Source organism: Burkholderia sp. Cy-637, assembly GCF_011753175.1.
Taxonomy (GTDB): Bacteria; Pseudomonadota; Gammaproteobacteria; order Burkholderiales; family Burkholderiaceae; genus Burkholderia; species Burkholderia gladioli.
Genome location: NZ_VWWC01000017.1, coordinates 25,975 through 42,420, shown reverse-complemented (window position 1 = coordinate 42,420; position 16,446 = coordinate 25,975). Strand labels below are relative to the sequence as shown.

Here is a 16,446-nt window from a genome sequence, read left to right as displayed (position 1 = left end):
TCGTCAGGAGAACTTCATGACCTCGTCTCAACCCGTGCGGACCGATGCGCTGTCGCGTCTGGACAATATGCCGTGGACCTGGTTCCACACGCTGCTGGTCGCCGCGCTCGGCGTCGGCTGGGCGCTCGACTCGTTCGAGACCAACATCATCGGCAGCGTGTTCGGCGTGCTGAAGAGCCAGTGGCACCTGAGCTCGGCGCAAGGCTCGCTGGCCGTGACGATCTGGGTGTTCGGCATGCTGGTGGGCGCGATCGCGTTCGGCTACCTGGCCGACCGCTTCGGCCGCAAGCGCCTGTTCCTCGCCACCCTGCTCTGGTACGCCTGCTTCAGCGTGCTGACGATCTTCTCCTGGAACTACGAGTCCTTCCTGTTCTTCCGCGCCATGACGGCGCTGGCGGTGGGCGGCGAGTACTCGGCGGTGACCGCGACGATGGGCGAGTTCATCCCGCGCCGCCATCGCGGCAAGACCGATTCGCTGATCCTGTCGGGCTTCCCGGTGGGCGCGCTGCTGTCGGCCGCGATCTCCTACTTCGTGCTGAACAACCTGCCGGCCGACGTGGCCTGGCGCGTGGGCTTCGGGCTCGGCACCACCATGGCGCTGCTGTTCTTCTGGATCCGCCGCGTGATTCCCGAATCGCCGCGCTGGCTGCTGCAGCAAGGCCGCATCGCCGAGGCCGAGGCGATCGTCGCCGCGATCGCCGGCAGCGCCGAGCGCCCGGGCGTGAGCGAGGCCAATCGCGAACTGGCTCGCAAGCGCTACGAGCCAGCGCTGTTCACGCCCTCGCAGCCGGCCTTCTGGCGCAACGTGCGCGAACTGTTCGGCGCCTACCGGCTGCGCTGCGGCCTGGCCAGCGCGCTGAACTTCTCGCAGGCCGCCGTGGTGTATGGCGTGCTCTCGCTGATGGCGCTGGTGATCCTGCCGTACATGAAGGTGCCGGCCGGCGACATGCCGCTCTACTACGTCTACGGCAACGCGGCCGCGCTGGTCGGCGGGCTGACCGCCTCGGTGCTGGTGGAGGCCTGGGGGCGGCGCACCTCGCTGCTGGTCAGCTACAGCTTCACGGTGGCGGCGATCGTGCTGATCTACATGATGCACACGCTGCCGGGCATGGTGGCCGGCTACTGCCTGATCCAGTTCGGCGTGACCTGGGCCTACATCTCGGGCTACGTGGTGTCCTCGGAAGTGCTGCCGACGCGAATCCGCGCCACCGGCCTCGGTGTCTCGGTGGCGGTGGGCCGGGTCGGCGCGATGGTGGCGCCGCTGATGCTGACCAACGTCTACGCGGCGACCGGCACGCCCTCGGCCGCGCTGATCGGGCTGCTGCTGCTGGCGCTGCCCGGCCCGCTGGCCGCGCTGCTCTGGTTCGTGAACGGCCGCGAGACGCGCAACGTCTCGCTCGAGGAAGGCAGCGCCGACAACGGCACGGCCCACCAGGCCGGCTGGACCCCGCGCGCGGCGACCGCGCAATGAGCATGGCGCAATGAAAAGGGCGGGGCGGCCGGTTCCGGCTCGCCCCGCCCGATGCGGTTCGCGTTACGGCGCGGCACGGTGAGCGTGTCGCGCCGTTTTCGTTTCGCGCGGCGCTGCTATCGCGCCGCGTGAAACGACTTCATGCGCTCAGGCCTTCGCGCAGGCGATGAAGGCGTTCTCGAGATCGGCGATCAGGTCGTCGCCGTGTTCGAGGCCGATCGAGATGCGGATCAGGCCTTCGCTGACGCCGGCCTTCTCGCGTGCCGCGGCCGACACGCCCGAATGGGTGGTCGAGGCGGGATGGCAGACCAGCGATTCCGAGCCGCCCAGGCTGACCGCCGACTTGAACAGGCGCAGCGCGTTGATGAAGCGGAAGGCCTGCGCGCGGCCGCCGTTCAGCACGAAGGCGAAGGTCGAGCCGGCGCCCGTGCAATGGCGCTTGTAGACCGCCTGGTAGGCGTCGTCGAGGATGGTTTCCGGGTGGAACACCTCGACCTTCTGGTGCGGATTGTCCACCAGCCAGCGCGCCACGCGGCTGGCCGTCTGGGTGGCCTGGGTCATGCGCAGCACCACGGTTTCCATCGAGCGCAGCAGCATCCACGAGGAATGCGGATCGAGCTGCGAGCCGAACGCGCCGCGAATCGAGCGCACCTTGGTGATCATCGCCTTGCTGCCCGTCACGCCGCCGGCCACCAGGTCGCTGTGGCCGCCCACGTACTTGGTCAGCGAGTAGACCGAGAGATCGACGCGATGCGCGGCCGGCTTCTGGAAGATCGGGCCGAGCAGGGTGTTGTCGCAGACCGAGATCGGGCGATAGCCGTGACGCTGCTCGAAGGCGTCGATCTCGGCCACCATGCCGTCGAGGTCGATGATCGAGTTGGTCGGGTTGGCTGGCGTCTCGATGTAGACCAGGCGCACCGGGCCCTTCTTCGCGGCGGTCTCGAGCGCGTCGCGGATCGACTGCGGGGACAGGCCGTTCTCGATCGCCTCGGTGCCGATGCCCCATTCGGGGAAGATCTTCGAGATCAGCGTTTCCGTGCCGCCATAGAGCGGCACCGATTGCACGATCTGGTCGCCCGGGCGCAGGAAGGCGAGGAACACGGTGGAGATCGCCGACATGCCGCTGGAGGTGACGGCCGCGGCTTCCGAGCCGTCGAGCAGGGCCAGGCGATCCTCGACGATCTCGAGGTTCGGGTGGTTGAAGCGGCTGTAGACGAGGCCGGCCGCCTCGCCTTCGGGCAGCGGCTTGCGGCCCGAGACGATGTCGAAGAATTCGGCGCCGTCCTCGGCGGACTTGAAGGCGAAGGTGGAGGTCAGGAACACCGGCGGCTTGACGGCACCCTCGGAGAGGAAGGGATCGTAGCCATACGACATCATCTGGGTCTCGGGATGCAGGGGGCGTCCGTTGAGATCCTTCTTGTGATAGTTCGAATACGTCATGGTGTGAGCCCTCGTCTTTTGAATGAGAGAACGCCGTCGCCCGAACGCGTGCGTCACCGCGCAAACCGCGTCGGGCGACGGCGGAGTTGCGCTCAGTGTAGAGTTGCCCGGCCAGAATATTCGTTCCTTTTCGTTCCCGCAAATCCTATAATTTGGAACGATCTTTCCCGAAAGGCCAATCGATGAATAAAGGCAGTCGCAGCGTCGAGATTGATGCGACCGACATGAAAATACTTCAGATTGTTCAGGAGAACGGGCGACTCAGTAATGCCGAAATCGCGGAGCAGGTTTCGCTGTCGCCCTCGCCTTGCTGGAAGCGCCTGAAGCGCCTGGAATCGAGCGGCATGATCCGCGGCTACCAGGCCATGCTGGACCGCCGCATGCTCGGCTTCGGCGTGGTGGCCTTCGTCAATATCTCGCTCGACAACCACACGCAGAAAGTCTGCCGCGCCTTCGAGGCCGGCGTGATGGCGATGCCCGAGGTGATCGCCTGCCACAACACCACCGGCGCGCACGACTACCTGCTGCAGATCCTCGCCGAGGATTTCGATACCTATTCCGAATTCGTGCTCGACCGCCTGCGCACGCTGCCCGGCGTGAAGGAAATGCTCAGCACCGTGTCGATGCGCGAGCTGAAATCCTCGGTGAAGCTGCCCTTGCGTTGACCATGGCGCTGACGCGCATTGTGTTCTGGTAGCGACGCGCGCGGCGTCAATCGTGTTGCGCTGCGATCGAAGGCAGCTTGTCGTCGAGACGCACGATCCAGCCGCGCGGCGAGCGCTTCAATTCGATCCCGCTGAGCGGCGCGATATCGATACGCAGCATCGCTTCGGGCGAGATGCCGAGCGCATGCGCGAGCGCGGCGCGCAGCACGGCCGCGTGGGTGACGGCGACGAAACTGCCGCTCGCCGGCAGCGCATCGAGCCAGGCGCTGACGCGGCGCAGCACCTCGAGATGCGATTCGCCGCCGGGCGGCGCGGCGGCCGGCTGGGTGATCCAGGCTTCAAGCTGTTCCGGCGCGTCGTTCGCTATCGCCATCAATTTTCTGCCGCGCCAGCGGCCCGCATCGAGGTCGGCGAGGGCGGGTTCGGGCTCGGCATCCAGGCCGAGCGCCTCGGCGGTCTGCCGCGCGCGCAGCGCCGGCGAACTGAGCGCGCGGGCTTCGCGCGGCCAGCGCCAATGCGCGGCGGCGCGTGCCGCTTCGGCCAGGCCGCGTGCGTCGAGCGGCGCGTCGTCGGGGAAGCTGCCGGCGCGCAGTTCGGCATTCGCGGCGTGAGAGATCAGTCGGACGGTGAGCGTCATCGTTTCATTGTGTTCGGCGAGGCGCTCCGGCATGGCGGCGCGCGATTTCCGTTCGCCGCCCATCTTGCGTAGAATCCAGCCGTTGCGATGTGCGGAAGCCGGTGCGAAGCCGGCGCGGTCGCGCCACTGTAACCGGGGAGCCGGCCTTCCCGGAAGCCAGACCTGCACATGGAGCATCCTTTCATTCCGTTGACAGTCATTGTCGAGCGGGGCGCGTCATCCCCTGGAGAGTCGAATATGTCCGAAGCCACCCTCAAGCCGGTTGCCATGCCGGCGCCCATTCCGGTCCGCGAGCTGATGCCGTGGATCGTGTTCGGCGGCCTGCTGATGCTGCTGGCGCTGTACTTCGTCGGCGCCGAGGAAGGCGCGACCTCGATCGTGCCGGGCATGTACGTGCATGAGTTCGTGCACGACGCGCGCCACCTGCTCGGCTTCCCCTGCCACTGACGGGGGCTCCATGGTCGGAAAACTGTTGGTACGCGGGATGCTGGCCGGCATCGCCGCGGGGATCCTCGTGTTCGGCTTCGCCCGTTTCGCCGGCGAGCCGCAGGTCGATCGAGCCATCGCCTTCGAGGAGAAGATCGATGCGGCCAAGGGCGAGGCGCCCGAGCCCGAGCTCGTCAGCCGGCCGACCCAGGCCGGGCTCGGCCTCGGCACCGGCGTGATCGTCTATGGCGCCGCGCTCGGCGGCCTGTTCGCGCTGACCTTCGCCTTCGTGCACGGCCGCATCGGCAGCCGCCAGCCGCGCACGCTGTCGGCCTGCCTCGCGGCGGCCGCTTTCGTCTCGCTGGTGGTCGTGCCGAACCTCAAGTACCCGGCGAACCCGCCCTCGGTGGGCGATCCGGACACTATTGGTTATCGCACCGGGCTGTTCTTCCTGATGATCGCGATCTCGATCGCGGTCGGCGTGTTCTCGCTGAACTTCCGGCGCGCGCTGGCCGCGCGCATGGGGCAGTGGAACGCCTCGATCGTGGCGGGGCTGCTCTATATCGCGATCATCGCCGCCGTGCAGTTCGCGCTGCCCACCATCAACGAGGTGCCGGCAGCGTTCCCGGCCGTGGTGCTGTGGAAGTTCCGCGTCGCCGCGATCGGCATGCAGGCGATTCTGTGGACCACCATCGGCCTGCTGTTCGGCGCGCTGGTCGAACGCAGCGGGCTGGTTGCCGTGCCGCGTCGCGGCAACGCGCCGGTCGCGCTGTAGGCGCCGCGCGCGATATCCGCCTCGCCGCCCTTGCGCGGCACCGGCGATGCGACGGCCACCTCGGTGGCCGTTCGCCTTTATACTGACCCCGCCCTGTTTTATCCGCGAGGTTCCCCTCCCGTGAAGATCCGCGTTGCCTTCGTCGCCGAGCTGGCCGTCAATTTCGTGCTGCCGTGGGTGGTGTACCGGCTCGCCCTGCCGAGCTGGGGAGAATCGGGCGCGCTGTATGCCTCGGCCGTGCCGCCGCTGCTGTGGGGCATCGTCGAATTCGCCAGGACGCGGCGCGTGGATGCGCTCTCCGCCATCGCGCTGCTCGGCATCGCGCTGTCGATCGCCTTGATGGCCGGCGGCGGCAGCCCGCGCCTGCTGCTGGTGCGCGAGTCCTTCGTGTCGGGCACGATCGGCGTGGTGTTCCTGGTGTCGCTGGTGTTCAAGCGGCCGATCACCTACTACCTGACGCGCGCCACCGTGGCGCGCGAAGGCGAGGGCGGCGTGGAGCGCTTCGAGCGCTTGTGGGAGGACAGCGCCTCGGTGCGTTCGGCCCTGCGTCTCATCACGCTGATGTGGGGGCTCGGGCTGGTGATCGAGTGCAGCGTGCGTAGCTGGTGCGCCTGGAACTGGCCGATCGAGCGCACCTTGGTGGTTACGCCGATCCTCAGCTATGTGACCTTCGGCGGCTTGATGGTCTGGACCTTCTGGCTGCGCAAGCGGCTGCGCGGCCGCGTGCAGGTGGGCGAGGCCACGCTGTGAGCGCTGGGTCGTTCAGCCCAAGGCGCGCTTAGCTCGCGGCGACGTGCCGGTAGTAGAAGGTGGTGCCGCACAAGGCGCCATCCGGCATCAGCGCGAAGCCGGGCACGTCGCCCACGCGCTGCCAGCCCGCGCGGCGATAGAGCCGCTCCGCGGCGCCTCCCGTGACGGTATCGAGTACCAGCACGGTCTTTCCTTCCTCTGACGCGATCGCCTCGACGGCCTTCATCAAGGCCTCGCCCACGCCTTGCCGGCGCGCGCGCCGGTGCACCAGCATCTTCGCGATATCGGCGCGATGCGGCTGGTTTTCCGGTTGCGCGGTGATCATCTGCACGGTGCCGATCGCGATGCCGGCTGCATCCTCGGCCACCAGCAGCACGCGCCGCGCGAGCGCGACCTCGTCGGCCACGTCTTGCCAGAAGCGCAGCGCGGTGTCGCGCGCGATCGGCAGCATGAAGCTGACCGAGGCGCCGCCCTCGACGCAATCGATCAATACCTCGGCGAGTTCGGGGATCTTCGCGCGGGCCTCGTCGGCGTCTAGGCGGCGGATGCGGGGGGCTTGGGCGGGCGTGGTTTGCGAGGTCATGATGGCTCGGATCAGCGCGTGCTCAGTGCCACCAGGTAGCGGGCGGCCCGGCGCGTGGGGTTGTGGAATTGCATCGGGCTGTCGAGGCGCATCGCCACGCAGTCGCCGGCCTCGAGCCGCCAGGCGATGGTGCCGGCGGTGATCTCCATCACGCCTTCGAGCAGCCAGATCTGCTGGTGGATGTCGGCGTCGCGCGCGCTGGTGTCGAAGTGGACGCGCGCGCCGGGTGGGAAGTGAACTTCGACGAGCTGGATCGGCGAGCGCAGCGCCGGCGAGAGTTGGCGGCGTTGGTAGCCCGAGGCGGGGTCGGTCCATAGCGGTTGATCGGCGGCGCGGGCGATTGGTGAAGGGGCCTCGCTCTCGTCGCTTTCGCCGAATAGCGAGGAGAGGGGCACGGCCAGCGCGGTGGCGAGCTTGTCGAGCACGACGGCGGTCGGGCTGCTCTGGCCGCGTTCGATCAGGGAAATGTTCGAGCGGCTCACGCCGCTGTGCTCGGCCAGTGTTTCGAGCGACCAGCCGCGGGCATCGCGCAGGGCGCGCAGGCGTTCGGCGATTCGGTCGTGGATGGTCATCGGGGCGGTTCCAGTTTGCTGGATGTGTTTTCCAGTAAACTAGATTGCCGAAAATCGCCTGTCAATGCAGGGGCAGGGTTTGTGCAAGGCATGCGGCCAGCCGATTAGCCGGCTATCGTGCTGAACAGACGCCTGTCCGGCGTGCCACGGTAACGCCAGGATGTGACCCGGACAATCAGTCGGCCCGGTGCCAGCGACCAGATTCCGGGCATACAGCGGCGGGTGCGCCGTTCGACCAGACTTGCTCCTCATCCAGGTGCAGCGCGGTCGCTGGGGCAACGTCGAAGACGACCTCGAGCGCTTGCCCTACCTGGGCGTCTTCGATGGGAAGCTCCCAAGTCAGGAATATCTGGGTGCAATCCTGGTCCGGCGCGAAATCGACCGCGTTAAAGCCGCTACTGTGGCGCTGGATGACGCCATGAGGCTGGCCGGTATCGAATATCACGGCTGTTCCCCGGGTCAGGGGAATACGGTGGCCCGTAGAGGGAAAATGCAAGTCCAGCCCCCGGTCCTCGCTCAGGAAGAGATTGCAGAAGGCCGCACCGCCATATTGCGCACCGTCATGGTGGTACCTCGCGCCACGACACGCCATGAGGGCCACGTCGCTGGAAGCAAGCACGGTGGGCAGCCCCAGTACGCACGTCCAGTCGGACATTGCCTGCACGCAGCGCTTGTAGTCCGGCCAGCGCGCCTGCGTTCGCGCCAAAGGCATTGCCTCGACATCCCCAGGTTCCAGTACGAGCCGCGACGATGTTTCCCTTTCCCAATCCGCGAGTACGCGTGCGGAGGGAACAGGCACGTCGACCGTGCCTGATAGAACGATGTCACTGACGCGTCGACTGCGGATGGCGTCGCCGCTCCAGAAATAGGAAGTCAGCATGTTTCGAATTCGATGCTGTCGATGGGGGGGAGGTCGCGATTGTAACGATTTAGTGGGGTGGTGTTGGTGGGAATCGGGTGGCGAGGGGCTTTTGATTGGTCGTTGGTGGAAGGGGAGGAATGGGGGCTGTCCACAGTATCCGTCGGCTTCTGGCCATGAGCGGTCATTTACGCACCGTCGTCGAACGACCGTGATTGTGCGATCAACCGCTCATCGAGGCATACGGCGTGTGATTTGGGGGCAGAGGTCGTAGGTTCCAATCCCATCGCTCAGACCAACGAATTCAAGGGGGTTAGCGGCCTGTGTAACTAACCCCTTTTCGTTTTTTCAGCCCGAAGGTTGATTTACCCCCTGTGTGCCCACGGCTGTGCGGCGCTTGCTCTAGCGCTGGTCTGGCCGCGATGTAGCGGTGTCGAGGCAGATCGCGCCACGCACTCGCTTGAGTCGGCGATATCGCACAGGCTCCCTGCAAGTGTCGAGGCCTTTTTGTAATGAAGCAAGAAGAGGGTGGGGGCATTTTCATGCTCGGTCGTTTGGCGTATTCTCTTGACACAAAAAACAACCAGACCAACAATCGTGAGCCATTCCGGGAACTTCAGCTTCCTCGCCGAGCACTCGCCACTCCTCGCGCAACTAGGCGCGGCAGCGGAAAATGCATTTGCCGCCGACCCCAATACGACACTGATCAAGCTTCGGCAATTCGGTGAGGCAATGGCTCAGGACCTCGCCTCACGATTGGGCGTGGAGTTCGAGCAGATGAGTCAAGCCGACCTGCTCTATCGGTTGGAGCGTGAGGCTGGGCTCGACCGGACCATCCGGGGACTCTTCCACACGCTGCGCGTGGAAGGAAACAAGGCCACACACGAATTCAAGACTCAGCACAAGGAGGCCATGGATGGTCTCAAGGTCGCGCGCTCGCTCGCCATCTGGTTCCATGAATCATTTGGAAAGCAAGGCACTGCATTCAAACCCGGCCCGTTTATTCCGCCAGCGGACCCCAGCTCACACCTACGCGATCTCCAAAACGAGATCGATCAGCTCAAGGCGCAACTGAAAGCCGCCTCACAAACGCTCGAAGACAACCAGCAGCTCGCCGACCTCGTCGCGCAGGAGAAACAGGAGTACGAGACGCTCGCGTTGCAGATGGACGCTGAGGCGAAGACATACAAGGAGCTAGCGCACGAGCAAGAGGCGGCCCTCAAGAATGCCCAGGAAGAGTTCGATGCAAAGGTAAAGCAGTTCCAGGCGCAACTTGGCGCGCAACAAGCCAAGGAGGCACAGGCGAGCACGAAAAAGGCAACGAAGAATCTCGTGCTGAATGAAGAGCTGACGCGTATCCTTATCGACCAACAGCTAGTCGACGCGGGATGGGGCGCGGACACACAACAATTGACTTATGCCAAGGGCGCGCGACCTGAGGCAGGAAAGAACAAGGCCATTGCCGAATGGCCCACGCTGGGCAAGCAGTCTGCCGACTACATACTCTTCGTCGGGATGAGGCCGATCGCGGTGGTTGAGGCGAAGAGCATCAACAAAAACGTCGCGGGGAAGATTGGACAGGCAGAGCGATATTCGCGCGGCTTCCAACTTGCACCTGATCATTCGCCCGCCTGGAAGGCGGCCGGACAACACGGACCATGGCCCGACGGGCAAGGTGGATTTTTCCAGGTCCCATTCGCTTACTCCTGCAACGGTCGCCCGTATATTGAACAATTGCGCGAACATAGTGGCACATGGTTCCGCGACCTTCGTGTGCCGTCGAATCTGGCCGACGCACTCGTTGGTTTTCATCAGCCGGACGGTCTGATCGATCGATTGGAGCGAAGCAAGGACGAGGCCGAAGCCAAACTCGCACAGGAGGGCTTCGACTATCTGAGACTACGCGATTACCAAATCAAGGCAATCCAGGGAGTCGAAACGGCCCTGTCGCAGGGACAACGGGCGATTCTCGTTGCAATGGCCACCGGCACTGGCAAGACCCGAACGATTATCGGTCTCATGTATCGGCTGCTGAAAACTGAGCGCTTTCGACGAATCCTCTTTCTCGTGGACCGCACTGCGCTCGGCCAGCAAGCGACCGACGCATTCGACGAGGCATTGCTTGAGCAGAATCAGCCGCTATCGAAGATCTACAACGTTGCCGAGCTGGGGGATATGTCCGCTGAGGCTGAAACACGCGTCCAAGTTGCGACGGTTCAGGCGATGGTTCGGCGCATCCTGCAATCTGATGTCCCTCCGGGCATCGATGAGTTCGATTGCATTATTGTCGATGAAGCGCATCGCGGCTATACGCTGGACCAGGAGATGACCGAGGGCGAAATGGTAGTGCGCGACCAGGCACAATACATGTCGAGCTATCGACGGGTTCTGGACTACTTCGACGCTGTAAAGATCGGGCTCACAGCAACACCGGCGAAGCACACGACGGAGATATTTGGAAAACCGGTCTATACGTACTCTTACCGGGACGCTGTCGCAGACGATTGGCTGATTGACCATGAACCGCCAATTAGGTATGAGACGTTGCTGTCTAAGAACGGTATTAAGTTCGAGAAAGGCGAGAAGATCACGGCCATCAATATGGCAACCGGCGAGCTGGAATTCTCCGAGCTGGATGACGAACTCAACTTCAATGTGGAATCGTTTAACCGCCGCGTCATTAGCGAGCAGTTCAACAAAGTCATCTGCGCCGAGTTGGCGAAGGAATTCGACCCCTTCGGCGAAGAAAAGGCTCTAATCTTCTGCGCAACCGATTTGCACGCAGATATGGTCAAGCGTCTGCTCGACGAGGCGTTTAAGGAGCAATACGGAGACGACTATAACGAAACAGCGGTGAAAAAGATCACCGGTCAATCCGATAAGGTGAGCCAGCTAATCCGCCTGTACAAGAACGAGAGATTCCCCAGCATTGCTATCACGGTGGACCTGCTTACTACTGGTATCGATGTGCCACCAATTTGCCATCTTGTCTTCCTGCGCCGGGTGCGGTCCCGGATCCTCTACGAGCAGATGATCGGGCGCGCCACGCGCCGATGCGATGAAATTGGAAAAACCGTCTTCAAGATCTACGATCCCGTCGACATTTATGCGGCGCTTGAGGACGTGACGACCATGAAGCCGCTCGTGAAGGACCCGAGCGTCACCATTGAACAACTCATTGATGAGCTCACTGACCCCGCGAGTTTCGATGCGCCGGGTAGTACCCCCCAAAGGACGCATGCTCACGAAGTGCTTGATGCGCTAAACCAAAGCCTAATGCGCGTGCTCCGGAAGGCCGCGCATCAGGCGGAAAAGAGGCCAGCGCTGCAAGAGCGGCTCGCCGAGCTTGAACAGACGTGGGGTGTGCCTGCGAACAAGCTACACGAATACCTCCGCGAGCTTGGGCCGACTGGCGCGGCCGAATTCATGTGCCAGCACAAGCAGCTATTGGACCAGCTCGCCGAGGTGAGGCAACTTGCTGGGACGGAGCATATGCCGATCATCTCGGAGCATACAGATGAATTGGTACTGCGTGAGCAAAGCTATGGCGAGTTTGGTAGACCAGAAGACTACCTCGACAGTTTCACCAACTTCATCCGCAAGCAGATGAATGAGTCGGCTGCTCTGTCGGTGGTTGTGAATCGGCCGAAGGACCTAACACGCGCCGATTTGCGCGCGGTTCGTCTCCTGCTCGACGAACATGGATACACGGAAGCGAAGATCAGAACCGCGTGGCGTAACCAGACTAACCAGGAGATAGCTGCCAGCATCGTTGGCTACATCCGGCAGGCAGCAATCGGCGAGGCTCTCCTTCCTTTTGATCAGCGCGTTGCGCATGCGATGGAAGGTATTTACAAGATGACTAACTGGACTCATGTACAACGCAGATGGCTTGAACGACTGGCGAAGCAACTCGTGCATGAGGTGGTTATCGATGAACAGTTCGTTAACACCACGTTTGCCAACGATGGCGGCGCCAAGCTGCTGAACAAGACCTTGGGCGAAAAACTCGATGATGTGCTGCAAGGCCTTGCCGGGGCGCTCTGGCCGCAAGTGGCATAATTCTCATGTTGGGGATCACTTCGCCCCTGCGTCATTGACCCCCGCGATCCTCTCAAGAACTTGCTCCCATGAGTAACAACGATATCGTCCAGAAGCTCTGGAACCTGTGTGATGTGCTTCGTGACGATGGCATCACTTACACGAACTACGTAACCGAGCTGGTCCTGCTACTGTTCATCAAGATGGAACATGAGAACACGCAGAATGGCCTGCTTACCAAGCACAAGCTGTCCGAAGGGGCGCGCTGGGCTGACTTGACCGGCAGGAGCGGGTTGAACCTCCTGAATCACTATCGCGCGATGCTGCTGTCCCTCAGCCAAAGTACCGACAAGCTGATCGCCGCCATCTACGCCGACGCGCAGACGAGCCTGAAGGAGGCTCGACACCTCGAACAGCTCGTCAAGAGCCTTGATGCTATCGATTGGTTCTCGGCAAAGCGCGACGGGCTCGGTGACCTGTACGAAGGCTTGCTGCAGAAGAACGCAAACGAGACGAAGTCGGGTGCAGGCCAATATTTCACGCCGCGTCCGCTGATTGACAGCATCGTCCACATCATCAAGCCTCAGGCGGGCGAAACGATCCAAGACCCGGCAGCAGGCACAGCGGGCTTTCTCATCGCAGCGGACGCGTACATCAAAGCGCAGACGGACGACCTCTACGACCTAAACGAGAAGCAGCGCACATTCCAGCGCAATAGGGCGTTTGTAGGCATGGAGCTAGTGTCGAGCACGCGGCGGCTCGCGTTGATGAACTGCATGCTGCACGGCATGGAGGGTGACGATGAGGGAGTCGTCCACATCGGGAATACGCTCGGCAGTGCAGGGACCGCCCTGCCCAAGTCCGACATTATTCTCAGCAATCCGCCATTCGGTACAGCGAAAGGTGGGGGTGGCGCAACCCGCGAGGATCTTACGTATGAGACGAGCAACAAGCAGCTCGCATTCTTGCAGCACATCGTGCGGCATCTCAAGGATGGCGGACGCGCGGCTGTGATTGTGCCGGACAACGTGCTATTTGAAGCTGGCGTCGGTGCTGATGTTCGGCGCGACCTAATGAACAAGTGCAACCTGCACACGATTCTGCGTTTGCCTACCGGCATATTCTATGCGCAAGGTGTGAAGACCAACGTGCTCTTCTTCAATAAGGTGAGCCAGTCCGCGACTGATATCACGAAGAAGGTCTGGGTTTATGACCTTCGGGCGAATGCCCCAAGTTTCGGCAAGCGAACTCCGCTAACGCGCGAATATTTCGCGGAATTTGAAGCTGCGTACGGCAATGCAATAGATGGAAGTAGCAAGCGCGTCGACGAAGGTGAGAATGGTCGTTTTCGCGCTTTCAGTCGAAAATGGATAAAGGACCGTGCTGATCGCTTGGATATCTCATGGCTTAAAGATGAAAACGCGAGCGATGCGTCCGATCTGCCAGATCCCGTTGTGCTTGCTCATGAGGCGATTGACGAGTTGAAGGCCGCCGTTGATGAACTGAAGGCTATCCTCGCACAGCTTGGGGAGGATCTCGAATCGTGACCACGAACCAATCAATCGAAATGCCTGAGTCGTGGTCATCAATTGAACTTGGCGAAGTAATCGATTACGGGAAGACGACGAAGGTCGAACCTGCGGTAATCACTCCCGAAACGTGGGTTCTCGAGCTGGAGGATATCGAAAAGGATCGTTCGCGGCTCATACAGCGCCTCACGTTCTCTGATCGAAAATCGAAGAGTACAAAGAATGTATTCAAGACAGGAGATGTACTGTACGGGAAGCTCCGGCCATATTTGAATAAGGTCCTTTGGGCTGATTCAGATGGGGTCTGTACTACTGAAATCGTACCTTTGCAAAGCAACGCGGCTGTGCACGGGCGATATCTGTTTCACTGGATGCGGCATCCGGCATTTATGGCCTACGTGAATCAGGTTAGTCACGGTGTCAACATGCCGAGACTGGGTACTGATGCGGGCAAGAAGGCGCCGTTCATTTTGGCTCCAATGCTTGAGCAAAAGCGCATCGCTGACAAGCTCGATGCAGTGCTCGCACGCGTGGATGCGTGTCGTGAACGGCTCGACCGGGTGCCTGGAATCCTTGGGCGTTTTCGACAGGCCGTGCTCGAAGCCGCTACGTCAGGCGCTTTAACGGGCGATTGGCGCAGCAGTCGAGCCGAGTCACTATGGCGACGACACGCGCTTGGCGAACTGATTGCAGATGGCCCGAAAAATGGGCTTTACAAACCGGCATCGAGTTATGGTGACGGTACGCGTATTTTGCGGATTGATAGTTTCAGTGATGGCTATGTCACGTCGTTTGATAATCTAAAAAGGTTGGGAGTTGTCGAATCAGAAATGGAGCAATACGGCTTGCGGAATGGCGATATTGTTATCAATCGTGTGAATAGCATTGAGCATCTCGGAAAATGTGCGTTGATTGAAGGCTTAGATGAACCGTGTGTGTTCGAGAGCAACATGATGCGTATTCGAACTGTGGCGGATCTGTTGCCGAAATATCTTCGGATCGCTCTTTGTAGCCCCCGCGGGCGATCGAACTTGATTAGCCACGCGAAGCACGCCGTTAACCAAGCCAGTATCAACCAAAGTGATGTCAAGGCCGTGGAAATTCATCTGCCTTCTTTAGATGAGCAGCGGGAAATTGTACGTCGCGTAGATGTGCTGTTTGCTTTAGCAGACTCATTGATCGTTCGACATGCCACGGCCAGTGCCGCACTTTCACGGCTTACGCCAGCATTGCTCGCCAAAGCCTTCCGTGGCGAACTCGTTCCACAGGACCCGAGCGATGAACCAGCCGCAGTGCTTTTGAAGCGGCTGAAGACGGAAAGATCGGGCGAAGGCAAGGCGACGAAGAGGGGATTCGTGCCCAACGTGCTGGAAAGAGCCGCGAAAGGACTGTGAACGCAAATGGCTGGTTCTGAGTGAGGGGTGGACGTCGATGACCAAAACTTGATCGCCGGAATGCGTCGGCTATAGTCAATCGCATCCAACGCTAGGCTGCTACTTCCGCGCGGCAGTAGGCCATTCGCATGCGCTCTGACGGTCTCGCCTGGACACCCGCGGTGGGACTGGACCTAAGTCGTGGGTTATCTGTGCACACGCTTGTTGATACTCCGACTCCCCACGCCTGCCATGCCTCTTACTCGTTTTTTACCGCTTCGAGCTCAACAACCACCCCTTCCGCCCTATCAGCCGCACCAGCATCCCACACGCCCCCCCGATACCCCCTAGGCGACTGCCCCGTCGCCTTCTTGAACGCATTACTAAACGCGCTCTCCGAGGTATACCCAACCGATTCCGCAATCTGCGCCACCGAGCTGCTACTTTCCCGCAACGCCCGCTCCGCCAAACGAATGCGCCAATCGGCCAGATAACTCAACGGCGCCATCCCCGCCGCCGTCCGAAAGCGCAGCGCAAACGTGGTACGAGACATCGCGCAGGCCTCGGCCAATTCATCGAGCCGCCAATTACGCGCCGGCTCGCCATGCATCAACGTCAGCGCAGGCGCAATCCGCCGATCGCACATCACCCGAAACCAGCTAGCCGGCAGCGCTTCCTCATTCGCCATATGGGCACGCAGGATCTGAATAAACAGCAACTGAGCCAAATGCGCCGAGGCCAGCTGCGTACCCGGCAGCGGATCCGAACGTTCCTCGACGAGCTGCGCGAGCAACTGCCTGAACGCAGCAGCCTGCGGCGCCGCCGCCTGGATACGGATCCACGGCGGCAACACACTGGTAAGCAGCCGCCCGCCCTCGGGATCGAGCAGCACATGGCCGCCGATATGCGCGAAATCCCGGCCGTCGCCGATCACCGCCGTCGACTTGCCGGCGCCGGAAAACAGGCTCATCGCATCGACCGGCTCCAACGACGGATCGCTGGACAGCACGAAGGAGCGCCGCGCCGACAACAGCCCCACATCGCCCGATTCGAAGTAAAGGGCTTCGCTCTCACCCTCGAAGCAGGCCCAGCAATGCCCGCGCATCACGGCGAAGAACTTGATCGAGGCAGGCGCCGGAAACCGGATCGCCCACGGGGCGCCGGCCGAGAAACCGCCCGTGACGAGCGATTCCGCCTTGGCCAGCTTGAGGATGTCGGAGAGGGGATCTGAAGTCATGTCCGCACTATCACGCAAGTAAAGCGCACTTTCAAGCATTCTCCGTCCGGAGGCGGCGCCTTAAGCTGGCGGCTCATCGTTATCAAGG

Annotated in this window: 14 protein-coding genes and 1 riboswitch; of the genes, 8 read left to right on the top strand and 6 right to left on the bottom strand. The window is 62.0% G+C overall.

Features of this window, described 5'->3' with window-relative positions:
* Positions 1 to 16: 16 nt before the first annotated feature.
* Positions 17 to 1,471, top strand: a complete 1,455-nt coding sequence (locus F3J10_RS07815) for an MFS transporter (protein ID WP_025097411.1) — start codon at positions 17 to 19, stop codon at positions 1,469 to 1,471.
* 147 nt (positions 1,472 to 1,618) lie between these two features.
* Here F3J10_RS07815 and F3J10_RS07810 read toward each other — a convergent pair whose 3' ends face one another.
* Positions 1,619 to 2,911, bottom strand: coding sequence for a cystathionine gamma-synthase family protein (locus F3J10_RS07810; RefSeq protein ID WP_013691464.1), 1,293 nt, complete (start codon positions 2,909 to 2,911; stop codon positions 1,619 to 1,621).
* Between the two features lie 182 nt (positions 2,912 to 3,093).
* On the opposite strand from F3J10_RS07810, the gene F3J10_RS07805 reads away from it, so the two are divergent.
* A complete protein-coding gene (locus tag F3J10_RS07805) occupies positions 3,094 to 3,576 on the top strand; it encodes an Lrp/AsnC family transcriptional regulator (protein ID WP_013691463.1) in 483 nt (160 codons plus the stop codon).
* Between the two features lie 46 nt (positions 3,577 to 3,622).
* Here the strand turns inward: F3J10_RS07805 and F3J10_RS07800 are convergent, their stop codons facing one another.
* On the bottom strand, positions 3,623 to 4,213 hold the full coding sequence (locus F3J10_RS07800; protein WP_025097410.1) for a histidine phosphatase family protein: 591 nt from the start codon (positions 4,211 to 4,213) through the stop codon (positions 3,623 to 3,625).
* A 93-nt stretch (positions 4,214 to 4,306) separates the two neighbouring features.
* Positions 4,307 to 4,375: riboswitch (cobalamin riboswitch) on the top strand.
* 75 nt (positions 4,376 to 4,450) lie between these two features.
* Between F3J10_RS07800 and F3J10_RS07795 the strand changes: the two genes are divergently transcribed.
* The 3 genes from F3J10_RS07795 to F3J10_RS07785 all read left to right on the top strand — a co-directional run bounded on the left by F3J10_RS07795 (position 4,451) and on the right by F3J10_RS07785 (position 6,164).
* On the top strand, positions 4,451 to 4,660 hold the full coding sequence (locus F3J10_RS07795) for a CbtB domain-containing protein (protein WP_025097409.1): 210 nt from the start codon (positions 4,451 to 4,453) through the stop codon (positions 4,658 to 4,660).
* A 10-nt stretch (positions 4,661 to 4,670) separates the two neighbouring features.
* A complete protein-coding gene (locus F3J10_RS07790; protein WP_167241822.1) occupies positions 4,671 to 5,414 on the top strand; it encodes a CbtA family protein in 744 nt (247 codons plus the stop codon).
* Between the two features lie 120 nt (positions 5,415 to 5,534).
* Positions 5,535 to 6,164 carry a VC0807 family protein gene (locus tag F3J10_RS07785; RefSeq protein WP_036032848.1) on the top strand — a complete coding sequence of 210 codons (630 nt, stop codon included), beginning with the start codon at positions 5,535 to 5,537 and terminating at the stop codon, positions 6,162 to 6,164.
* A gap of 28 nt (positions 6,165 to 6,192) precedes the next feature.
* Here F3J10_RS07785 and F3J10_RS07780 read toward each other — a convergent pair whose 3' ends face one another.
* From F3J10_RS07780 to F3J10_RS07770, 3 genes are all read right to left on the bottom strand, one after another.
* Positions 6,193 to 6,747 carry a GNAT family N-acetyltransferase gene (locus tag F3J10_RS07780; RefSeq protein WP_166912539.1) on the bottom strand — a complete coding sequence of 185 codons (555 nt, stop codon included), beginning with the start codon at positions 6,745 to 6,747 and terminating at the stop codon, positions 6,193 to 6,195.
* Between the two features lie 11 nt (positions 6,748 to 6,758).
* Positions 6,759 to 7,319, bottom strand: coding sequence for a helix-turn-helix transcriptional regulator (locus tag F3J10_RS07775; RefSeq protein WP_167241821.1), 561 nt, complete (start codon positions 7,317 to 7,319; stop codon positions 6,759 to 6,761).
* 175 nt (positions 7,320 to 7,494) lie between these two features.
* Positions 7,495 to 8,199, bottom strand: coding sequence for a hypothetical protein (locus F3J10_RS07770; protein ID WP_167241820.1), 705 nt, complete (start codon positions 8,197 to 8,199; stop codon positions 7,495 to 7,497).
* A 576-nt stretch (positions 8,200 to 8,775) separates the two neighbouring features.
* Here F3J10_RS07770 and hsdR point away from each other — a divergent pair.
* From hsdR to F3J10_RS36615, 3 genes are all read left to right on the top strand, one after another.
* Complete coding sequence (gene hsdR, locus F3J10_RS07765) at positions 8,776 to 12,240, top strand: type I restriction-modification system endonuclease (protein ID WP_167241819.1); 3,465 nt, start codon at positions 8,776 to 8,778, stop codon at positions 12,238 to 12,240.
* A 68-nt stretch (positions 12,241 to 12,308) separates the two neighbouring features.
* On the top strand, positions 12,309 to 13,766 hold the full coding sequence (locus F3J10_RS07760) for an N-6 DNA methylase (RefSeq protein ID WP_167241818.1): 1,458 nt from the start codon (positions 12,309 to 12,311) through the stop codon (positions 13,764 to 13,766).
* On the top strand, positions 13,763 to 15,142 hold the full coding sequence (locus tag F3J10_RS36615) for a restriction endonuclease subunit S (RefSeq protein WP_167241817.1): 1,380 nt from the start codon (positions 13,763 to 13,765) through the stop codon (positions 15,140 to 15,142). The genes F3J10_RS07760 and F3J10_RS36615 overlap by 4 nt, the downstream gene beginning before the upstream one ends.
* A gap of 238 nt (positions 15,143 to 15,380) precedes the next feature.
* On the opposite strand, the gene F3J10_RS07750 is transcribed toward F3J10_RS36615, so the two are convergent.
* On the bottom strand, positions 15,381 to 16,397 hold the full coding sequence (locus F3J10_RS07750; protein WP_205200202.1) for an AraC family transcriptional regulator: 1,017 nt from the start codon (positions 16,395 to 16,397) through the stop codon (positions 15,381 to 15,383).
* Positions 16,398 to 16,446: the final 49 nt, after the last annotated feature.

Coding starts and splice junctions, on each gene's coding strand:
- F3J10_RS07800 (WP_025097410.1), bottom strand. CDS start 4,213: ATGACGCTCACCGTCCGACTGATCTCTCACGCCGCGAATGCCGAACTG.
- F3J10_RS07760 (WP_167241818.1), top strand. CDS start 12,309: ATGAGTAACAACGATATCGTCCAGAAGCTCTGGAACCTGTGTGATGTG.
- F3J10_RS07780 (WP_166912539.1), bottom strand. CDS start 6,747: ATGACCTCGCAAACCACGCCCGCCCAAGCCCCCCGCATCCGCCGCCTA.
- F3J10_RS07790 (WP_167241822.1), top strand. CDS start 4,671: ATGGTCGGAAAACTGTTGGTACGCGGGATGCTGGCCGGCATCGCCGCG.
- F3J10_RS07815 (WP_025097411.1), top strand. CDS start 17: ATGACCTCGTCTCAACCCGTGCGGACCGATGCGCTGTCGCGTCTGGAC.
- F3J10_RS07810 (WP_013691464.1), bottom strand. CDS start 2,911: ATGACGTATTCGAACTATCACAAGAAGGATCTCAACGGACGCCCCCTG.
- F3J10_RS07750 (WP_205200202.1), bottom strand. CDS start 16,397: ATGCTTGAAAGTGCGCTTTACTTGCGTGATAGTGCGGACATGACTTCA.
- F3J10_RS07770 (WP_167241820.1), bottom strand. CDS start 8,199: ATGCTGACTTCCTATTTCTGGAGCGGCGACGCCATCCGCAGTCGACGC.
- F3J10_RS07805 (WP_013691463.1), top strand. CDS start 3,094: ATGAATAAAGGCAGTCGCAGCGTCGAGATTGATGCGACCGACATGAAA.
- F3J10_RS07795 (WP_025097409.1), top strand. CDS start 4,451: ATGTCCGAAGCCACCCTCAAGCCGGTTGCCATGCCGGCGCCCATTCCG.
- F3J10_RS07775 (WP_167241821.1), bottom strand. CDS start 7,319: ATGACCATCCACGACCGAATCGCCGAACGCCTGCGCGCCCTGCGCGAT.